The organism is Frateuria aurantia DSM 6220 (assembly GCF_000242255.2).
In the GTDB taxonomy this organism is placed as follows: domain Bacteria; phylum Pseudomonadota; class Gammaproteobacteria; order Xanthomonadales; family Rhodanobacteraceae; genus Frateuria; species Frateuria aurantia.
In genome coordinates this window covers 579,518-594,928 of the sequence record NC_017033.1, presented here as the reverse complement: position 1 = coordinate 594,928, position 15,411 = coordinate 579,518, and the positions used below count along the sequence as shown (strand labels likewise).

Here is a 15,411-nt window from a genome sequence, read left to right as displayed (position 1 = left end):
GACGGCCAAGGGCCCGCCACCGAGAGCGGCGACGACTTGCCCGACAGATCCAGTTCGGGACAATAGCAGGTCCACTCCCCATCCTGCTTCAGTTCATGAGCCTATCTCCGCATCACGTCCATGGACTCGCCGCCGACGAGGTCGCGCCCGACTGGCCGCCACTGACGATGGGGGACGTGCAGGGACTGCTCCGGCATTACCCTGCACTGACCGCACCGACGGAGGTGTTGTGGCGCAGTCCACGGCCGTTGTCGGCGGGTGCCATCATCCGCAGCGGGCAGGATCGCTTCTTTGTCAAACGCCATCATCCGGATGTTCGCAGCCTTGCCGATCTGGCCGAAGAACACGGATTCATCCGCCATCTGCAGGCGGCGGGCATCGCCATTCCCCGGCTTGTTGAAAACAACCTGGGCCTGACCGCCACCATGGATGGCGGCTGGAACTACGAGCTCAGCGAGCTGGCCAGCGGCCAGGACTTGTACCGTGACAGCCCGTCATGGACTCCCCCGCGCCTGCCTGCCCATGCCCGCAGTGCGGGCCGGGCTCTGGCCTCGCTGCATCTGGCGGCCGGGAATTACCTCGCACCTCAGCGCAAGACCTGGCTGCTGCTGGATCGTGGCGAGCTGATCGCCAGCAGCAACCCCGTCGACTGGCTGCAGTCCAAGCTGCCGCAGCGCCCCGGACTGCAAGACTATCTGCGTCAGCGCTCCTGGCAGTCGCAGATCGAGGCCTTGTTCGCGAACCGGCCCGTCGACCTGCCCTCACGTCTGGCGGCCAGTCCTCCGTTGTGGACCCACAACGACTGGCATGTCTCCAATCTGACCTGGCAGCCCGAAGGTGAGCAGGCCAGAGTCTGCAATGTGCTGGATTTCGGTCTCTCGGCCCGGACCACGGCCATCCACGACCTGGCCACCGCCATCGAACGCAATGCCGTCGCCTGGCTGGAACTGGAGCGGGGCATGGAAGCCGTGCATGTCGATATCGCGCTGCAGCTGCTGGCCGGCTACAACGAGATCAGGCCCCTGACCCGCCACGACCTGGCCTTGCTGCACGATGTACTGCCTCTGGTCCATGTCGATTTCGCGCTGTCCGAAGTCGAGTACTTCCAGGCCATTACCCGCTCCACAGCGGATGCCGACGTGGCCTGGGATACCTTTCTGCTGGGCCATGCGCAGTGGTTCGGTACGCCGCCGGGACAGCGGCTGCTGGCGGCCCTGCTTGAGGGCCGATGATCCATGTTTCGCCCGGCGTCAATGCGGTCATCCGGTCTTCGGTGGCCTGGAAACGCCTGTGCGGCGCATGGTTTCTCCCTGATCCCGCAAGACCAGAGCCTTGCCTGGGGAGATGACATGTCCCTGGTGCCGGGAGTCGATGATATCGCCGTCCATGGGCCATTGGCGCCATCATTGATCCCGACCGGAAGTGCAACTGGTGCTGCAGGCCAGACCGCATATCGCCCTCCGCCCCACCAGACAGCCGCAGCGAACCTCGCGACGGAGGCACCTGCGCTGTCGCAACAGGTCACATGCAACCATCTCGCCTGATCAGGCCGTGGCGAGTTCATCCGCGGCGGGCGGCTGAAACCGTCATGGCTGCCAAGGACCCAGGCACAGGCGACGGACACGCCCCCGCCATGAAGACCGCGGCCATGGGCCGGGGATAGACGGACTATGTACAGCCCGCCCAGGCCAGGCATAGAATGCCTGTTCATTGAAGCGGGGGTGTCCGGGAAACCGGACTGAGAGAGTCCCTTGGAACCTGATCCGGCTGATACCGGCGTAGGGAGCTTAGCGAACCGGGGCCGGCAGGGCGCCCGGCCCGCGCCGTCGCTTCGTCACTTTCAGGACGAGAGACATGACGGCGCGATACAGCTTGCTTGTTGCCACTGCACTGGCCGGAGCCAGCGCCCAGGTCGGCGCGGAAACACCGGATCGCGATCCGCCACGCCAGCACCGGGCCCACCAGCTCGAGCAGGTCGAAGTGCATGCCGCCATCGATCATGGCTACCGTACCGACATGGCCCAGTTCGGCAGCTTCGGCGGCGGCTCGCTGCACAACACGCCGGCTTCGATCAATGTGATCCCCCGCGCACTGATCGAGGACCGCCAGCCCCGCACGCTCAGCGAACTGGTCCGCAGCGACGCCTCGGTGGGCGACAACTACGCCGCCGTCGGCTATTACCAGGATGTGATGATCCGCGGCTTTCCGCTGGATCTGGCCACCGGCTTCCGCCAGAACGGCATGACCACCAATGGCGAGCAGATTCTGGCCCTCGAAAACGTCCAGCAAGTGGAAATCGACAAGGGCATCGCCGGACTGGAAGCTGGCATGGTATCCCCGGGCGGCAGCATCAACTATGTCACCAAACGCGCCGCCGACGTGCAAACGGTGACCGTCTCCACCGATTCCCATGGTTCGCGCTACACCGCCCTGGACATCGGCCGCTGGCTGACGCCCCATTTCGGCCTCCGCTTCAATACCGCCTATGACGGCACCCATTCCTGGGTCCAGCATGATCCCGGACGGCGAAACTTCTATTCGCTGGCCATGGACTGGCTGATCACCGACAAGGCCACCTTGCAGCTGGATGTCAGTGACCAGACCAATGCCCAGCGCTCGGCTTCCGGCTACCAGTTGCTCGGCGGCACCACCCTGCCCTCGCATGTGAACTGGACCCAGCTGGTCGGCTATCAGCCCTGGCAGCTGCCGGTGCGCATCCACGCTTTCAATGCCACGGCCCGCTTCCGTTATCGCTTCAGTGACAACTGGGCCTTCGATCTGTCCTACGGCCACAGCCGCAGCGTGATCGACGACAATATCGCCTATGCCTATGGCTGTGCCAGTTGCGAACGCTTCAACTACTTCGCCCCCAATGGGGATTACGACATCTATGACTGGCGCAGTCCGGATGACACCCGTCAGAACGACGAGCTTCGCCTTCAGTTGCAAGGCCACTTCCAGACGGGACCGCTGAGTCACCATCTGACCGTGGGCGCCGATGGATTCCGCCGTCTGGTCAATCAGCGCGACCCGGTCTACAACTATGTCGGCACCGCCAATATCAGTCAGGCCAATCCGCCCTACTTCCCCATATCGGACGGCCAGGCCGGTCCGCCGGAACGCGCCCTGGACAGCTGGCAGCGCTCGCTCTTTCTGATGGACCGGATCGAATGGGGGGCCTGGAGCGTACTGGCCGGTGGCCGCTATGTGTGGATGAACGAGAGCGCCTACGACAGCGATGGCGTGCTGGAGCGGCATACGCAGTTGGGCAAGGCACTGCCGCAGACGGCCGTCATGTGGCAGCCCACGTCCCGTCTGAGTGCCTATGTCAGCTACAGCAAGGGCCTTCAGCTGGGTCAGCAGGCACCTTGGTGGACGTCTAATGCCAATGTCTATCTGGCGCCGCTGATCACACGCCAGCTCGAGGGCGGGGTGAAATACGCCCTTACCGACAGCCTGGATCTCGGGGCCGCGATCTACCGGATGTCCGAACCCTACCAGTATGCCCGGCCAGACCGGAGCGAGGCCGGCTATACCTTCGTGCAGCAAGGCAGCGAGACACATACCGGGCTGGAGCTGACCGCCAGCGGACAGCTGAGCGAGCACCTGCGCATTTTCAGCAGTGCCAGCCTGATCCGTGCCCGCGCCACCGATACCGGCACGGCGGCCTATGAGGGGCATCAACTGCAGAACGTGCCGTTGTTGCGGACCAGCGTCTATCTGGACTATCAGCTGCCGGCACTGCCCGCCCTCAGCGTGTCAGGTGGCTGGCGCTATGCCTCGGCCAATGCCGCCACGCCCATCGGCATCGCCCGGGTGCCGGCCTACAACCTCTTCGACTTCGGACTGGGCTACCGCCTGAAACTCCACGGCCATGCCCTGGGCTTGCGTTTGAGTGTCGACAATCTGTTCAACCACTTCTACTGGCGCGATACCGGCAGCTCCGGTGGTGACAGCTTCCTGTTCCCGGGAGCTCCCCCATTGGCAAGGCTGAGTGCCAGCTATGCCTTCTGAGTCCATCCCGTCGCCGGCCGGCCCCGCCCGGTGAGTCCATTGGAAATCGGTGCGGCTCTCCTCAGCGCCTGGGGCGTCTGGCTGACGGCTCGTCGCCGGCTGACGGGCTTTCCGGTCAGTCTGCTGGCCTGCGGCCTGTATGCGAAGGTCTTTCTGGATGCCCGGCTGTATTCGGATGCGATCCTGCAGATCCTGTTCGCCGGTTTCGTGGTCTACGGCTGGTTTCGGTGGCGCCGCCACCTTGATGCCAGCCATCAGGTCATCATCGCACCGCTGCCCCGGAACCGGGCCTGGCGCCAACTGGCATTCGGCGCCGCCGGCGGGCTGCTGCTCGGTACCTGGATGCATGGCCATACCGATGCCGCCCTGCCCTGGCTGGACGCCGCGCTGACCTGCTTCAGTCTGGTCGCGCAGTACTGGCAGGCCCGCCGTCATCTGGCCAGCTGGTGGTTGTGGACAGCCATCGACCTGCTCTATGTCGGCGAATACGCCAGCAAGTCGCTGTGGATCACCGCCCTGCTGTATGCCGGCTTCGTCGGACTGGCGATCCATGGCTGGCGCCAGTGGCGGCAGGCGTCGATACCGCCTCTGCCACGGCCGGCCGGCTCGTGAACACCGCTGTGCGCTGTCATCCGGGCATCATCTAGCTGTCTTATGGTGAGGGGATGAATCTATTCCGGATGTTCACTCATGGCGGCGGCCAGATACCTCCTGGCCGGATCCTCGGCGCTTGCCCGGGCGCAGCCCGATGAGCCGCGGCCGGCGCCGTTTTCTGCAGGGCCTCGGCCTGGCGGCCCTGGCTGACGTGCTGCCCGGCTACAGCCAGGCTCGCGAAGCCGAGGGCATGGTCATGTCCAGCCGCACCATGGCAGCCAACCTGGCGGCCCCCTCGATTCCGCTGCTGAATCCGCTGACGCTCGCACGTTTCGTGGATCCGCTGCCGCGCCCTGTCGTGGCACAGCCGGTCCGCCACCTCGAACAACCGCAATGGCCAGGCCGGTCGCTGGCCTGCTATCGGATCGAGGCACGCGCCTTCCGTCGCCCGTTGCATCGCGATCTGGCCCCGACCCTGCAATGGGGCTATGACGGCCGTGTACCCGGCCCGACCCTGGAAACCCGCAGCGGCGAGCCGATACTGGTGGAATGGGTCAATGGACTGCCGGCCCGGCATTTCCTGCCCATCGACCACACGGTCCATGGTGCGGAAAAGACCGTACCGGAAGTCCGTACAGTCACTCATGTCCATGGTGCACGCGCGCCGGCAGGAAGCGATGGTTATCCCGAAGACTGGTACCCCCCGGGCCATGGCCGTCGCTACCTCTACCCCAATGGCCAGGATGCCGCCACTCTGTGGTACCACGATCATGCCATGGGGATCACCCGGCTCAATATCTATGCCGGGCTGTTCGGCAGCTTCATCATCCGCGATGCCAGCGAGCAGGCGCTGGGCCTGCCGACCGGCGAGCGCGATCTGCCGCTGCTGCTGGCTGACCGTCTGATCGGCCGCGACGGATCGCTCTACTATCCCGTGTCCGATGATCCGAGCGCGCCCTGGGTACCCGAGTGCCACGGCCATGCCATCCTCTGCAACGGCATGCTCTACCCCTATCTGGAGGTCGAGCCCGGGGCCTATCGACTGCGACTGGGCAATGTGGCCAATACCAGCTTCTTCAATCTCAGCCTGTCGCATGGCCTGGACATGCAGCAGATCGGCTCCGATCAGGGCTTGCTGGCAGCACCGCTAGCCAGTCGCCAGATCGAGCTGTATCCGGCCGAACGTGCCGATGTAGTCATCGATTTCAGCGCCTTGGCCGGCCAGGCCGTGGAGTTGCGCCATCAAGGTCAGGCCATCATGCAGTTCAGGGTCGCCGCCAAGACCCCGGCAAAAGCCCTGGTGCTGCCGGCGAAGCTCCATGACATCGCACGGATACCGGCCAGCCAGGCCGTCCGGGAGCGCCAACTCGTGATCGGCGAGCAGGATGATCCGACGGGTTCGCCGCTGACCATGTTGCTGGACGGCAAGCGCTGGAGCGATCCGGTCACGGAGAAGCCACGCCAGCACAGCACCGAGATCTGGAGCTTCGTCAATATCACCGGCGATGCCCATCCCATGCACTTGCACCTGGTCCGGTTCCAGCTGCTGGACCGGCGGCCATTCGACCTTTTCACCTGGAACGCTCGCCGGGAGCTGGTCTATACCGGGCCGGCCCAACCACCGGAACCCCACGAAGCCGGCTGGAAAGACACGGTCCGCGCCGATCCCGGGATGGTGACCCGCATCATCATGCGCTTCGAGGGCGAGCCCGGCCATTATGTCTGGCACTGCCATTTCCTTGAACACGAGGACAACGAAATGATGAGGCCCTACGAACTGCTGCCGGCGAAGGCCTGAGTACCGGTCGCGATGGCGGCTTCGATCCGGCTGTAGGCATATCGTCATCTGCGCTACCTAGACTGGGCGGATTGACTTGAGTTCGCCGTGGCACAGGATTCCCATGCTTTTCTCCCGACTCCCCCGCAAGCGCAGCACGCTGACCGCTGCCGTGATGCTGACCCTCGCCGCCGCTGGCGCGCCTCTGGCCTGGGCGGCCCAGTCCGGGCTGCATCTGCCCTCGCATCTGAGTGCCGTCTCGAAACCGGGCGTGAGTACCAATGCCGCGCCCAGCGCCGCATCCGGTCTGCAGGATCCCTCTTCGAACGGCACGGACACAGGCACGGCGCAAGACCCGGATGCCGGTGTGGCAACCCGCCCGACCGCCACGCCGATCAAGCATGTGATGCTGATCATCGGCGAGAACCGTACCTTCGACCATCTGTACGGCACCTACGTGCCGCCAGCGGGTCAACAGGTCGACAATCTGCTATCCAAGGGCATCGTCACCATCGACGGCCGACCGGGTCCCCATGCCGATCTGGCCCGCCAGTGGCAGGCCCGCAACGGCCAGCACTTCTCGATCGCGCCGACCCACACCGCGGCCTATAAGGAGCTGCCGCCCATCAATACCGGCAGCGCGCCGACCCAGGCCTGGTTCGCTTCGGCTGCCCAGGCCCGAGCCATCGAGCCGGGCCTGCCGGACGGCGACTATGCCAAACTGGCGGTGGGCGGCACCGGCCTGCCGACCAATGCAGTGGACACCCGTTTTCCTGCCCACCTGCCGAACGGCCCGGTCAACGTCCATGCCTCGCTGAGCGACAGTGATTACACCAGCAGTCCGGTACATCGGTTCTTCCAGATGTGGCAGCAGCTGGACTGCAGTGTCGGGGCCGCCACCCGCAGCAACCCCTCCGGCTGCCGTGCCGACCTGTTTCCCTGGGTCGAGACCACGGTCGGCGCCGGCGGCAATGGCCAGCGTCCGCCAATCCCGTTTGATGCGCAGAGCACCCACGAGGGCGCCTCGTCCATGCAGTTCGTGAACATGGCCAAGGGCGACGCGCCCTATATGGCTGAACTGGCTCGTGAATACGTGCTGGCCGACAACTTCCACCAGTCGGTGATGGGCGGGACCGGCACCAATCACATCATGCTGGGTTTCGGCGCCCCGGTGTTCTATGCCGATGCCCAGGGCCGCCCCGCGGTCCCGCCCGCCAACCAGATCGAAAACCCCGATCCGATGCCCGGCACCGCCAACTGGTATCGCCAGGACGGCTATTTCGGCGGTTCCTATGTCCAGTGCGCCGACGACAGGCAGCCCGGCGTGGCCTCCGTCAAGCGTTATCTGAAGGCGCTCTACCACGGCAAGTACAAGGGCGAGGAATGCCAGCCTGGCGCGTATTACCTGGTCAACAACTACAATCCCGGCTACTTCGGCGACGGCACCCCCGCTCCGCTGGGCGCGAAACAGTTCACCGCCACGCCCAGCCGCCAGAACAATCTGGCCCTGATGCTGGCCCGCCATGACGTCAGCTGGAAGTATTACGGCGAAGGCTGGAACCATGGCAAGGAAAACGGCCAGCACGGTACCTTCTGCAATATCTGCAATCCCTTTCTGTATTCCAGTCAGGTCATGACCGATCCGGTCCAGCGCAGCCGCAACCAGGATCTGGATGACCTCTACCGGGACCTGCAGGCAGGCACCCTGCCGGCGGTCTCGATCGTGAAGTCCGATGCCATTCTGGACGGGCATCCGGCCTCCTCGCGGATGGAACTGTTCGAGGCCTTTGTCCGCAAGATCATCGACATGGCCAAGGCCAACCCGGCCATCTGGAAGGATACGGCCATCATGGTCACCTTCGACGAGGGTGGCGGTCTGTATGACTCGGGCTATGTGCAGCCGATCGACTTCTTCGGCGACGGCACCCGCATCCCGCTGCTGGTGATCTCGCGCTGGTCCACCGGCGGCCGGGTCAGCCACGTGTATGGCGATCACCTGTCATTCGACAAGTTCGTCGAAGCCAACTGGATGCTTCATGAAACCCTGACTCCGCACAGCCGTGACACCTTGCCCAACCCCGTCACCGCCCCCGGCCATCCCTATGTTCCGGTCAACGGTCCGGCCATCGGCGACCTGATGGACATGTTCGACTTCGGCCGTGCACCGACACCATTGCAGGCGAAGACCGGCGGCGGTCGCTGATCCCCGTGCCCGGCCTTCCGCACCATGATGCATGTCATCCGGCCCGCCGCTGTCTGGCCGGCCGGATGAAAGCCGCCACGCTGAGCGGGAAGCCCGTCGTCGCCCTGCTCGCTGCGCTGCTGACGCTCACCGCCCTGCAACCGGGGCCGGTGAAAGCCGATGCCGCCGACTTCCAGGGCATGCCCGGCATGTGGAAGGTGAACTACCAGATCCAGCGGCCAGGCCATTCCATCCGGTCCGGCAGCTACTGGTTCTGTGCCGATGACGGCAGCGACCCCATGGATACGTTCGCCGTCATCGCGCTGCCCGAACTGGAGAACTGCAGCCGGGCATCGAGCCGGCGCAGTACCACGGCGCTGGCCTGGCAGCTCAGCTGCGAGGGCGGCCGCAAGGGACGCGGCTACATCAGCTTCGACAATGCCGAGCACTATCTCGGCGGGGTGGCGCTGCCGGCCCGCCATGAAGCCATCCAGCTGGAAGCACGCCATTACGCGGCCTGCACCGGCCCCAGCGACTGAAAACGGCTTCCTGGCATCACGGACTCATGGCGTGCGGAACATCGTGACGGGCCGAGCGCCCGATGACGACGGCATACCCCGCGCTCCATCTTTCTGAAATCCCCGGGCCATCGACGGCTTCGTCATGCCCCAGGCCCGATGCGATCCGGCTCCGCCTCAAGGTGCCGTGTCGATCCGCCTCCCGCCTTATGCTTCATGCCTTGAGCCGTCCGCCGCGGCTGCCTGTCCGCTGATGGGTCACTCGCAACGAAAAGCCCCCGCCATCTCGCGATGGCAGGGGCTTGATCAACAGGCGCTTGGCGCCAGGACTCAGGCCGAAGCGAGCAGCGCCCGGTTCAGACGCTGCACAAAGGCAGCCGGGTCAGCCAGCGGCGCACCAGCGGCGATCTCGGCCTGCTCCAGCAGAAGGGAGGCCAGATCCGAGGCGCGGCCTTCATCCGTCTCGCCCTGCAAGCGCTGCAGCAAGGGATGCTGCGGATTGATTTCCAGGGTGGGCTTGGACTCGGGCACGGCCTGACCGGCTTCGCGCAGCAGGCGGGCCAGATGCGGCGCCATCTCGTAATCGCTCAAGGCCAGGCAGGACGGCGAATCGGTCAGACGCGCCGAGACCTTGACATCGCCCACGGCATCGCCCAGCAGCGACTTGATCCGCTCCAGCAGCGGCTCGGCAGCCTTGCTGGCCTCTTCCTGCTTCTGCTTGTCGGCCTCGTCCAGCGGCAGCTCGCCCTTGGCGACGTTCTTCAGCTTCTTGCCGTCGTACTCGCTCAGGCTGCCCAGCATCCATTCGTCGATACGGTCGAACATCAGCAGCACCTCGACGCCCTTGGCCTTGAAGGCCTCCAGCTGCGGGCTGCCGGCCGCGGCGGCATAACCATCGGCGGTGATGTACCAGATGGTGTCCTGACCCACGGCCATACGGCCGATGTAATCGTCAAACGACACATCCTGGGTCGAGCCTTCGCCCTTGGTGGAAGCAAAGCGCAACAACTTGGCGATGCGCTCGCGATTGGCGTGGTCTTCGGCGATGCCTTCCTTCAAGGTGTTGCCGAAAGCCTTGTAGAAGGTCTGGAACTTCTCGGGCTCGTCGCGGGCCAGGCGCTCGATCAGATCCAGCACACGCTTGACGCAGGCGGCCTTGATCTTCTCCAGCTGACGGTTCTGCTGCAGGATCTCGCGGCTCACGTTCAAGGGCAGATCATCGGCATCGACGACGCCGCGCACGAAACGCAGATAGTTCGGCAGCAGCTCTTCAGCCGCATCCATGATGAAGACGCGCTTGATGTAGAGCTTCAGGCCCTTGCGCTCGTCACGCCCGCCCATCATCAGATCGAAAGGCGGCTGGGCCGGCAGATACAGCAGGGTGGTGAAACTCTGGTTGCCTTCGACCCGGTTGTGGGTCCAGGCGAGCGGATCATTGAAATCGGTACCCAGCGACTTGTAGAAGCCGATGTAGTCCTCGTCGCTGATCTCGCTCTTGGGCTTGGTCCACAGGGCCGAGGCCGAGTTGATGGTTTCCCATTCCTCGGTCGGCTTGCCGTCCTCGTCCTTGGACAGACGGATCGGGAACGCGACATGGTCGGAATAACGGGTGATCAGCGAACGCAGCTGCCAGGGCTTGAGGAACTCGTCCTCATCGGCCTTCAGATGCAGCACGATGGCCGTGCCGCGCTCGGGCAGCTCCACCGCCTCCAGGCTGTATTCGCCCTTGCCGTCGCTTTCCCATTTCACGCCGGCGGACGCTTCGGTCCCGGCACGACGGGTCAGCACGGTCACCTTGTCGGCCACCACGAAGGCCGAGTAGAAACCGACGCCGAACTGGCCGATCAGGCGGGCATCATGCTTCTGTTCGCTGCTCAACGCTTCCAGATAACGGCGGGTGCCGGAACTGGCGATGGTGCCCAGGTTGGCCACGACATCTTCGCGGCTCATGCCGATGCCGTTGTCACGAATGGTGACGGTGCGGGCTTCCGGATCCCAGGTCAGATCGATATGCAGCTCGGCATCACCGGCCACCAGCTCGGGCTGGGCCAGCGACTCGAAGCGCAGCTTGTCGCAGGCGTCGGAAGCATTGGAAATCAGCTCGCGCAGGAACACGTCCTTGTGCGAATACAGCGAATGGGTCACCAGATGCAGTACCTGGGCGACTTCGGCTTCGAATTTGCGGGTTTCGGTAGTCGTGCTCATAAGTTCCAAGATCGACAGTCAGAGGAAAAGGAAGGGTGAATATCAGTGGCCGGCACGCAGACGCTGGATGCGCTCATCCAGCGGCGGATGGCTCATGAACAGGCGCTTCAGCCCCTGGCTCAGCGGTCCGGCAATGCCGAAAGCGGCAATGCTCTTGGGCAGGCTGCTGTCGCCATGGCCTGCCTGCAGGCGCTGCAGGGCGGAAATCATCGCGGCCTTGCCAGCCAGCCGGCTACCGGCGGCATCGGCACGAAACTCGCGCCAGCGCGAAAAAGCGGCCACGATCATCGAAGCAAACAGACCGAATACCAGTTCCAGCACCATCACGATGATGAAGTAGCCGAGGCCGCCGGCCTCTTCGCGGTCATTGTCGCGGTTTCCCGACAGCCAGCTGTCGACAAAGCGACCGACGATGCGGGCCAGGAAGATCACAAAGGTGTTCACCACGCCCTGGATCAGAGTCAGGGTCACCATATCGCCATTGGCTACGTGGCCGATTTCATGTCCCAGGACGGCCGAGACCTGTTCCCGGTCCATCGATTGCAGCAGACCGGTACTGACGGCGACCAGGGCATGATTGCGGCTGGCACCGGTCGCGAAAGCATTCATGTCGGGCGCATCATAGATGGCCACTTCGGGCATGCCGATGCCGGCCTGCTGCGCATGCCGGGCGACCACGCCCAGCAGCCACTGCTCATCGGCATTGCGGGGCTGATCGATGATCTGCGCGCCGGTCGACATCTTGGCCATGGTCTTGGACATCGCCAGCGAGATGAATGAGCCGCCCATGCCGATCACGGCCGCGAAGGCCAGCAGATTGCCCATGCCGCCATAGCCGCGGGCCGCCGCCCACTGATCGATGCCGAACAGCCGGCAGACAATGCCGAGCAACAGCATCACGGCCAGATTGGTGATCAGGAACAGGGCGATTCGCATCATGGGCGGCCTCGGAACAGGTGGCGGAGATGGGCTCCAACTGACGCAAGAGATGGGGGAGTTGGCGCAGGAATTCAAGGCATCCGACCGCGCCCGGAGTGATGATGACAGCGGTGATTTCTGTACGGATCTTTCGCATCAGTCACGCTAGCCTATGTCCGCGGCGAGTGCTCAAGCTCGCGGCACGGGTCCGTCCACCGACCCGGCAAGCCACGGATCCGGCAAGGGGGGGCTCCAGCGATGCGCCGCATCGCTCTTGAGTCGTGCCCCGAATGCAGGTCAGGCAATCACCACACCGCATCGGCATGGAGCGACTGGCAATGAGCATCCGTACCCCGCTGTCCAGATGGCAGATACAGCTGGTCTGTACCGCCGTCTACGCCTTGGCCTATCTGCTGCTGCGCGAAGTGACGATGTCGCAATGGAACATGTTGACCAGCTTGCGGTTGGCCAGCCTGCTGCTGCCCTGCCGGTACTGGCCGGCGCTGGCCGTGGGTGAGGGCCTGCCCCTGATCCTTGAAAACGAACGGGCCCTGCAGCAACTGGGCCATCTGTGGTTCGGCTTCGCCTCGTTGCCTCCGATCCTGCTGCTGATGCCGCTGGTCTTCGGACTTCGCCGCATCCTGCCTCGCCCCGGCCGGCAGACGGGCGAGCATGTGCCGGGACTGCTGCTGCTGGTGCTGCTCGCCTCGATCGCGATCAGCCTGAGGGGACTTCTGCAATATTCGATCGGCCCGCTGGGCAATGCCGACGGCCAGCCACTGCCATGGTTCTTGCTGGCCAGCCGGTATCTGATCGGCAATTTCCTGCCGGCGGTGACATTCCTGCCCCTGGTCCTGCTGGCGAGCGAATATCCGAGCCCGATTCGCCGACAGCAGCGCCCGCGTTGTGGACGGCTCGCTCCACAGACCATCGAACTGGTGCTGGCCCTGCTGCTGATCACGGGAATCACCTGTTGGGGTGGTATCTCGCGCCACGGTATACGACTGGGCTTCCAGCTCAGCTTGCTGCTGCCGGTACTGTGGCTGGCCCTGCGCCGTGGCTGGCGGCCGGCGGCCATGGCCAGCGCTGCCGGCAGCATCGGGCTGATGCTGATCATGCCGAGACAGCATGACCTGGCAACCCTGGAAGCCGAAACCATCTATGCATTCATCGTGACCACGGTCCTGCTGCTGGGTGCCCGCACCTCGATATGGCGTCAGGCCGTGGACGAGCGCGACGGCAGTGCCCGCATGGCCCGGCAGAGCCTCTACTCCCACGAGTTGAAGCTGCGACAGAGTGCACGCACCCTGACCGGCCTCCATCAGGCCCTGCAACTCACCCATGCCCGTCTGATGCAGCGCCTGCAACTGACCGAAGCCGCGCCGGATGCTCAGCGCATCCGACGGGAACTTGGCGATCTGGGGGCCTTGCTGGAACGACTGAGTCGCAGCCTCGCCTTCAGTCCCTGGTATGCACCGGGCCTTTCGGGCGGCGCTACAAGCTCGGGCAACGTAGGCCAGACCTTGCAAGGCCTCGGCATGAATTATCATGCCGATCCCTGCGGCCAGCTGAGCCTGCTGCCTGCCGACGTCATGACCGTCTTGTCCCGCCTGAGCTGCGAAATCCTGGCACAGCTGATTCTGCGGGATACGCGTCAGGATATTTCGATACGCAGCAGTACCGCAGTTCAGGCCCGCGGCGGACTCAGGGTTCAACTGGTGGCCGAGTGCAGCGGCCCCCCGCTGCCGCTGCCCATGCGAGGTCCCCTGCTTGCATCCCTCGGTGCCAACGGCATGGACTTCGACGAGATACGGGCCATGGCGCGACTTTTCCATGGCGACTGTTCGGTGGGCCCTGCCGTACTGGGTGGAACCCGTGTCAGCCTGATCCTGTGCATTCTCCCGTCGCGTTATTCTCGTGGACACATGTTTTCAGCGACTGACGCAAATATGGAAACACTGCCGGTCCCATGATGACAGAGATCTGAGCAGGCCACGGTCACAAGCCGCTGGAGACCCGATCGCGCTTGAGAACAGGGTTGCTTGCAAGCCGGTCTTGTTGAAATCCGCGCATGTCCTTCAAACCTCCCCGGTGCAAACGCACTTCGAGCACCGCCCTTCCAGTGCATCCGAAACCCTTCAATCACCGCACACACTGCCTTTCAGGCGCTCGAAACGAAGCATGATTCACGCAACGCCCCCTTTGTATTCGCGACGCTGGCAACTGGCAAATTCCAGGCCCCTGGGCAGGATCATAAGGCTGGAGCCGGAAGGTCATGATGCCGCTCAACCCTCTTCGCGAACGATATTTCCGCAATCTTCCTTGTAGTCACATGGACCCTTGGAGCCCTTGTCTTGCTCCACGCCCCATGCACCCGGCGTCACGACAGCCGAAACCTCGCAGGTGCCCGCCGAGGCGCGCCGACAGGCCGTCAGCATGGTGCCCAAAGCCGGCATCATGGCCACCGCCACGAGCCATACCCCGGTCCTACCATATCCAGAAATAGAGCGCATCTCGTTCTCCCAGGTCACTCAAAAGGACGGATGTCCGGCAATGCACCGCGTTTGATCGACTAGAGCCGGGCGATCAAAGATCAAACCTGGCGACGAAGGTAAGCGGTCGATGGCGAAAATCGTGTGCACGGCCATATACCGGCCCCGATCCCTCTCGTCATCACCTCCTCCTGCGCAGGCTCCCGTTCACTGACAGTTGTCGTGTGCATATGGCCCACTACTATCGAGCTTGTTCTGCTCATCTGCGTCCATCCATCGGACGGCCGTTCATCACGCGTGTTCACAGACAGGATACTCCGACACCCGGCCCCGGCCCTGGCCCTGGCCCTGGCTTCAAGGTGCCGAGATTGCAGACCGACCAGCAAGGCCCTGCTACGAGTCGATGCGATGGATGGAAGACAGCCGGGCTGTCAGAGATGCAGGGCATAACAAAATATGACGAAAATCCACGGCCATCCTTTCGGTGCCCTGCGAAGAGCAATGGATGTCTGGATGCTTGTGCACTTTAGCGTCCAAATCGCGGGCAAGAAAAAACCCCCGTCTCTGACGAGACGAGGGTTTTTGGGATGAAGCCCCTGGCGGTGACCTACTCTTGCATAGCAAGCTACACTACCATCGGCGCAACTGCGTTTCACTTCCGAGTTCGGGATGGGATCGGGTGGGACCACAGCGCTATAGCCGCCAGGGAAA

General features: G+C 64.0%; 9 protein-coding genes, 1 rRNA gene and 1 riboswitch. Of the genes, 7 read left to right on the top strand and 3 right to left on the bottom strand.

Annotated elements, in window-relative coordinates:
- Nucleotides 1-95: 95 nt before the first annotated feature.
- The 6 genes from FRAAU_RS02610 (at nucleotide 96) to FRAAU_RS02585 (ending at nucleotide 9,106) form a co-directional block, all read left to right on the top strand.
- Complete coding sequence (locus FRAAU_RS02610) at nucleotides 96-1,232, top strand: phosphotransferase enzyme family protein (RefSeq protein ID WP_014402016.1); 1,137 nt, start codon at nucleotides 96-98, stop codon at nucleotides 1,230-1,232.
- A gap of 475 nt (nucleotides 1,233-1,707) precedes the next feature.
- A riboswitch (TPP riboswitch) is annotated at nucleotides 1,708-1,802 on the top strand.
- A 52-nt stretch (nucleotides 1,803-1,854) separates the two neighbouring features.
- Entirely contained in the window at nucleotides 1,855-4,014 is a 2,160-nt protein-coding gene (locus tag FRAAU_RS02605) for a TonB-dependent siderophore receptor (protein WP_014402015.1), read from the top strand.
- 30 nt (nucleotides 4,015-4,044) lie between these two features.
- Nucleotides 4,045-4,626 carry a nicotinamide riboside transporter PnuC gene (pnuC, locus tag FRAAU_RS02600; protein WP_014402014.1) on the top strand — a complete coding sequence of 194 codons (582 nt, stop codon included), beginning with the start codon at nucleotides 4,045-4,047 and terminating at the stop codon, nucleotides 4,624-4,626.
- Nucleotides 4,627-4,744: 118 nt separating this feature from the next.
- A complete protein-coding gene (locus FRAAU_RS02595) occupies nucleotides 4,745-6,406 on the top strand; it encodes a multicopper oxidase family protein (protein ID WP_014402013.1) in 1,662 nt (553 codons plus the stop codon).
- Between the two features lie 103 nt (nucleotides 6,407-6,509).
- The gene (locus FRAAU_RS02590; protein ID WP_014402012.1) at nucleotides 6,510-8,588 is read left to right on the top strand and encodes an alkaline phosphatase family protein; all 2,079 of its coding nucleotides are present in this window, start codon (nucleotides 6,510-6,512) and stop codon (nucleotides 8,586-8,588) included.
- Between the two features lie 65 nt (nucleotides 8,589-8,653).
- Nucleotides 8,654-9,106 carry a hypothetical protein gene (locus tag FRAAU_RS02585; RefSeq protein WP_014402011.1) on the top strand — a complete coding sequence of 151 codons (453 nt, stop codon included), beginning with the start codon at nucleotides 8,654-8,656 and terminating at the stop codon, nucleotides 9,104-9,106.
- Between the two features lie 309 nt (nucleotides 9,107-9,415).
- Here the strand turns inward: FRAAU_RS02585 and htpG are convergent, their stop codons facing one another.
- Together htpG and htpX are read right to left on the bottom strand one after the other, a co-directional pair.
- Complete coding sequence (gene htpG, locus FRAAU_RS02580; protein ID WP_014402010.1) at nucleotides 9,416-11,290, bottom strand: molecular chaperone HtpG; 1,875 nt, start codon at nucleotides 11,288-11,290, stop codon at nucleotides 9,416-9,418.
- Nucleotides 11,291-11,332: 42 nt separating this feature from the next.
- A complete protein-coding gene (gene htpX / locus FRAAU_RS02575; protein ID WP_014402009.1) occupies nucleotides 11,333-12,229 on the bottom strand; it encodes a protease HtpX in 897 nt (298 codons plus the stop codon).
- Nucleotides 12,230-12,546: 317 nt separating this feature from the next.
- Between htpX and FRAAU_RS02570 the strand changes: the two genes are divergently transcribed.
- On the top strand, nucleotides 12,547-14,181 hold the full coding sequence (locus FRAAU_RS02570; RefSeq protein ID WP_014402008.1) for a hypothetical protein: 1,635 nt from the start codon (nucleotides 12,547-12,549) through the stop codon (nucleotides 14,179-14,181).
- 1,113 nt (nucleotides 14,182-15,294) lie between these two features.
- On the opposite strand, the gene rrf is transcribed toward FRAAU_RS02570, so the two are convergent.
- Nucleotides 15,295-15,407, bottom strand: a 5S ribosomal RNA gene (gene rrf, locus FRAAU_RS02560).
- Nucleotides 15,408-15,411 lie beyond the last annotated feature (4 nt).

Bases quoted from the DNA above. Each gene is read 5' to 3' on its own strand.
- htpX (WP_014402009.1), bottom strand. From the start codon at position 12,229: ATGATGCGAATCGCCCTGTTCCTGATCACCAATCTGGCCGTGATGCTG.
- FRAAU_RS02570 (WP_014402008.1), top strand. From the start codon at position 12,547: ATGAGCATCCGTACCCCGCTGTCCAGATGGCAGATACAGCTGGTCTGT.
- FRAAU_RS02590 (WP_014402012.1), top strand. From the start codon at position 6,510: ATGCTTTTCTCCCGACTCCCCCGCAAGCGCAGCACGCTGACCGCTGCC.
- FRAAU_RS02605 (WP_014402015.1), top strand. From the start codon at position 1,855: ATGACGGCGCGATACAGCTTGCTTGTTGCCACTGCACTGGCCGGAGCC.
- htpG (WP_014402010.1), bottom strand. From the start codon at position 11,290: ATGAGCACGACTACCGAAACCCGCAAATTCGAAGCCGAAGTCGCCCAG.
- FRAAU_RS02585 (WP_014402011.1), top strand. From the start codon at position 8,654: ATGAAAGCCGCCACGCTGAGCGGGAAGCCCGTCGTCGCCCTGCTCGCT.
- FRAAU_RS02610 (WP_014402016.1), top strand. From the start codon at position 96: ATGAGCCTATCTCCGCATCACGTCCATGGACTCGCCGCCGACGAGGTC.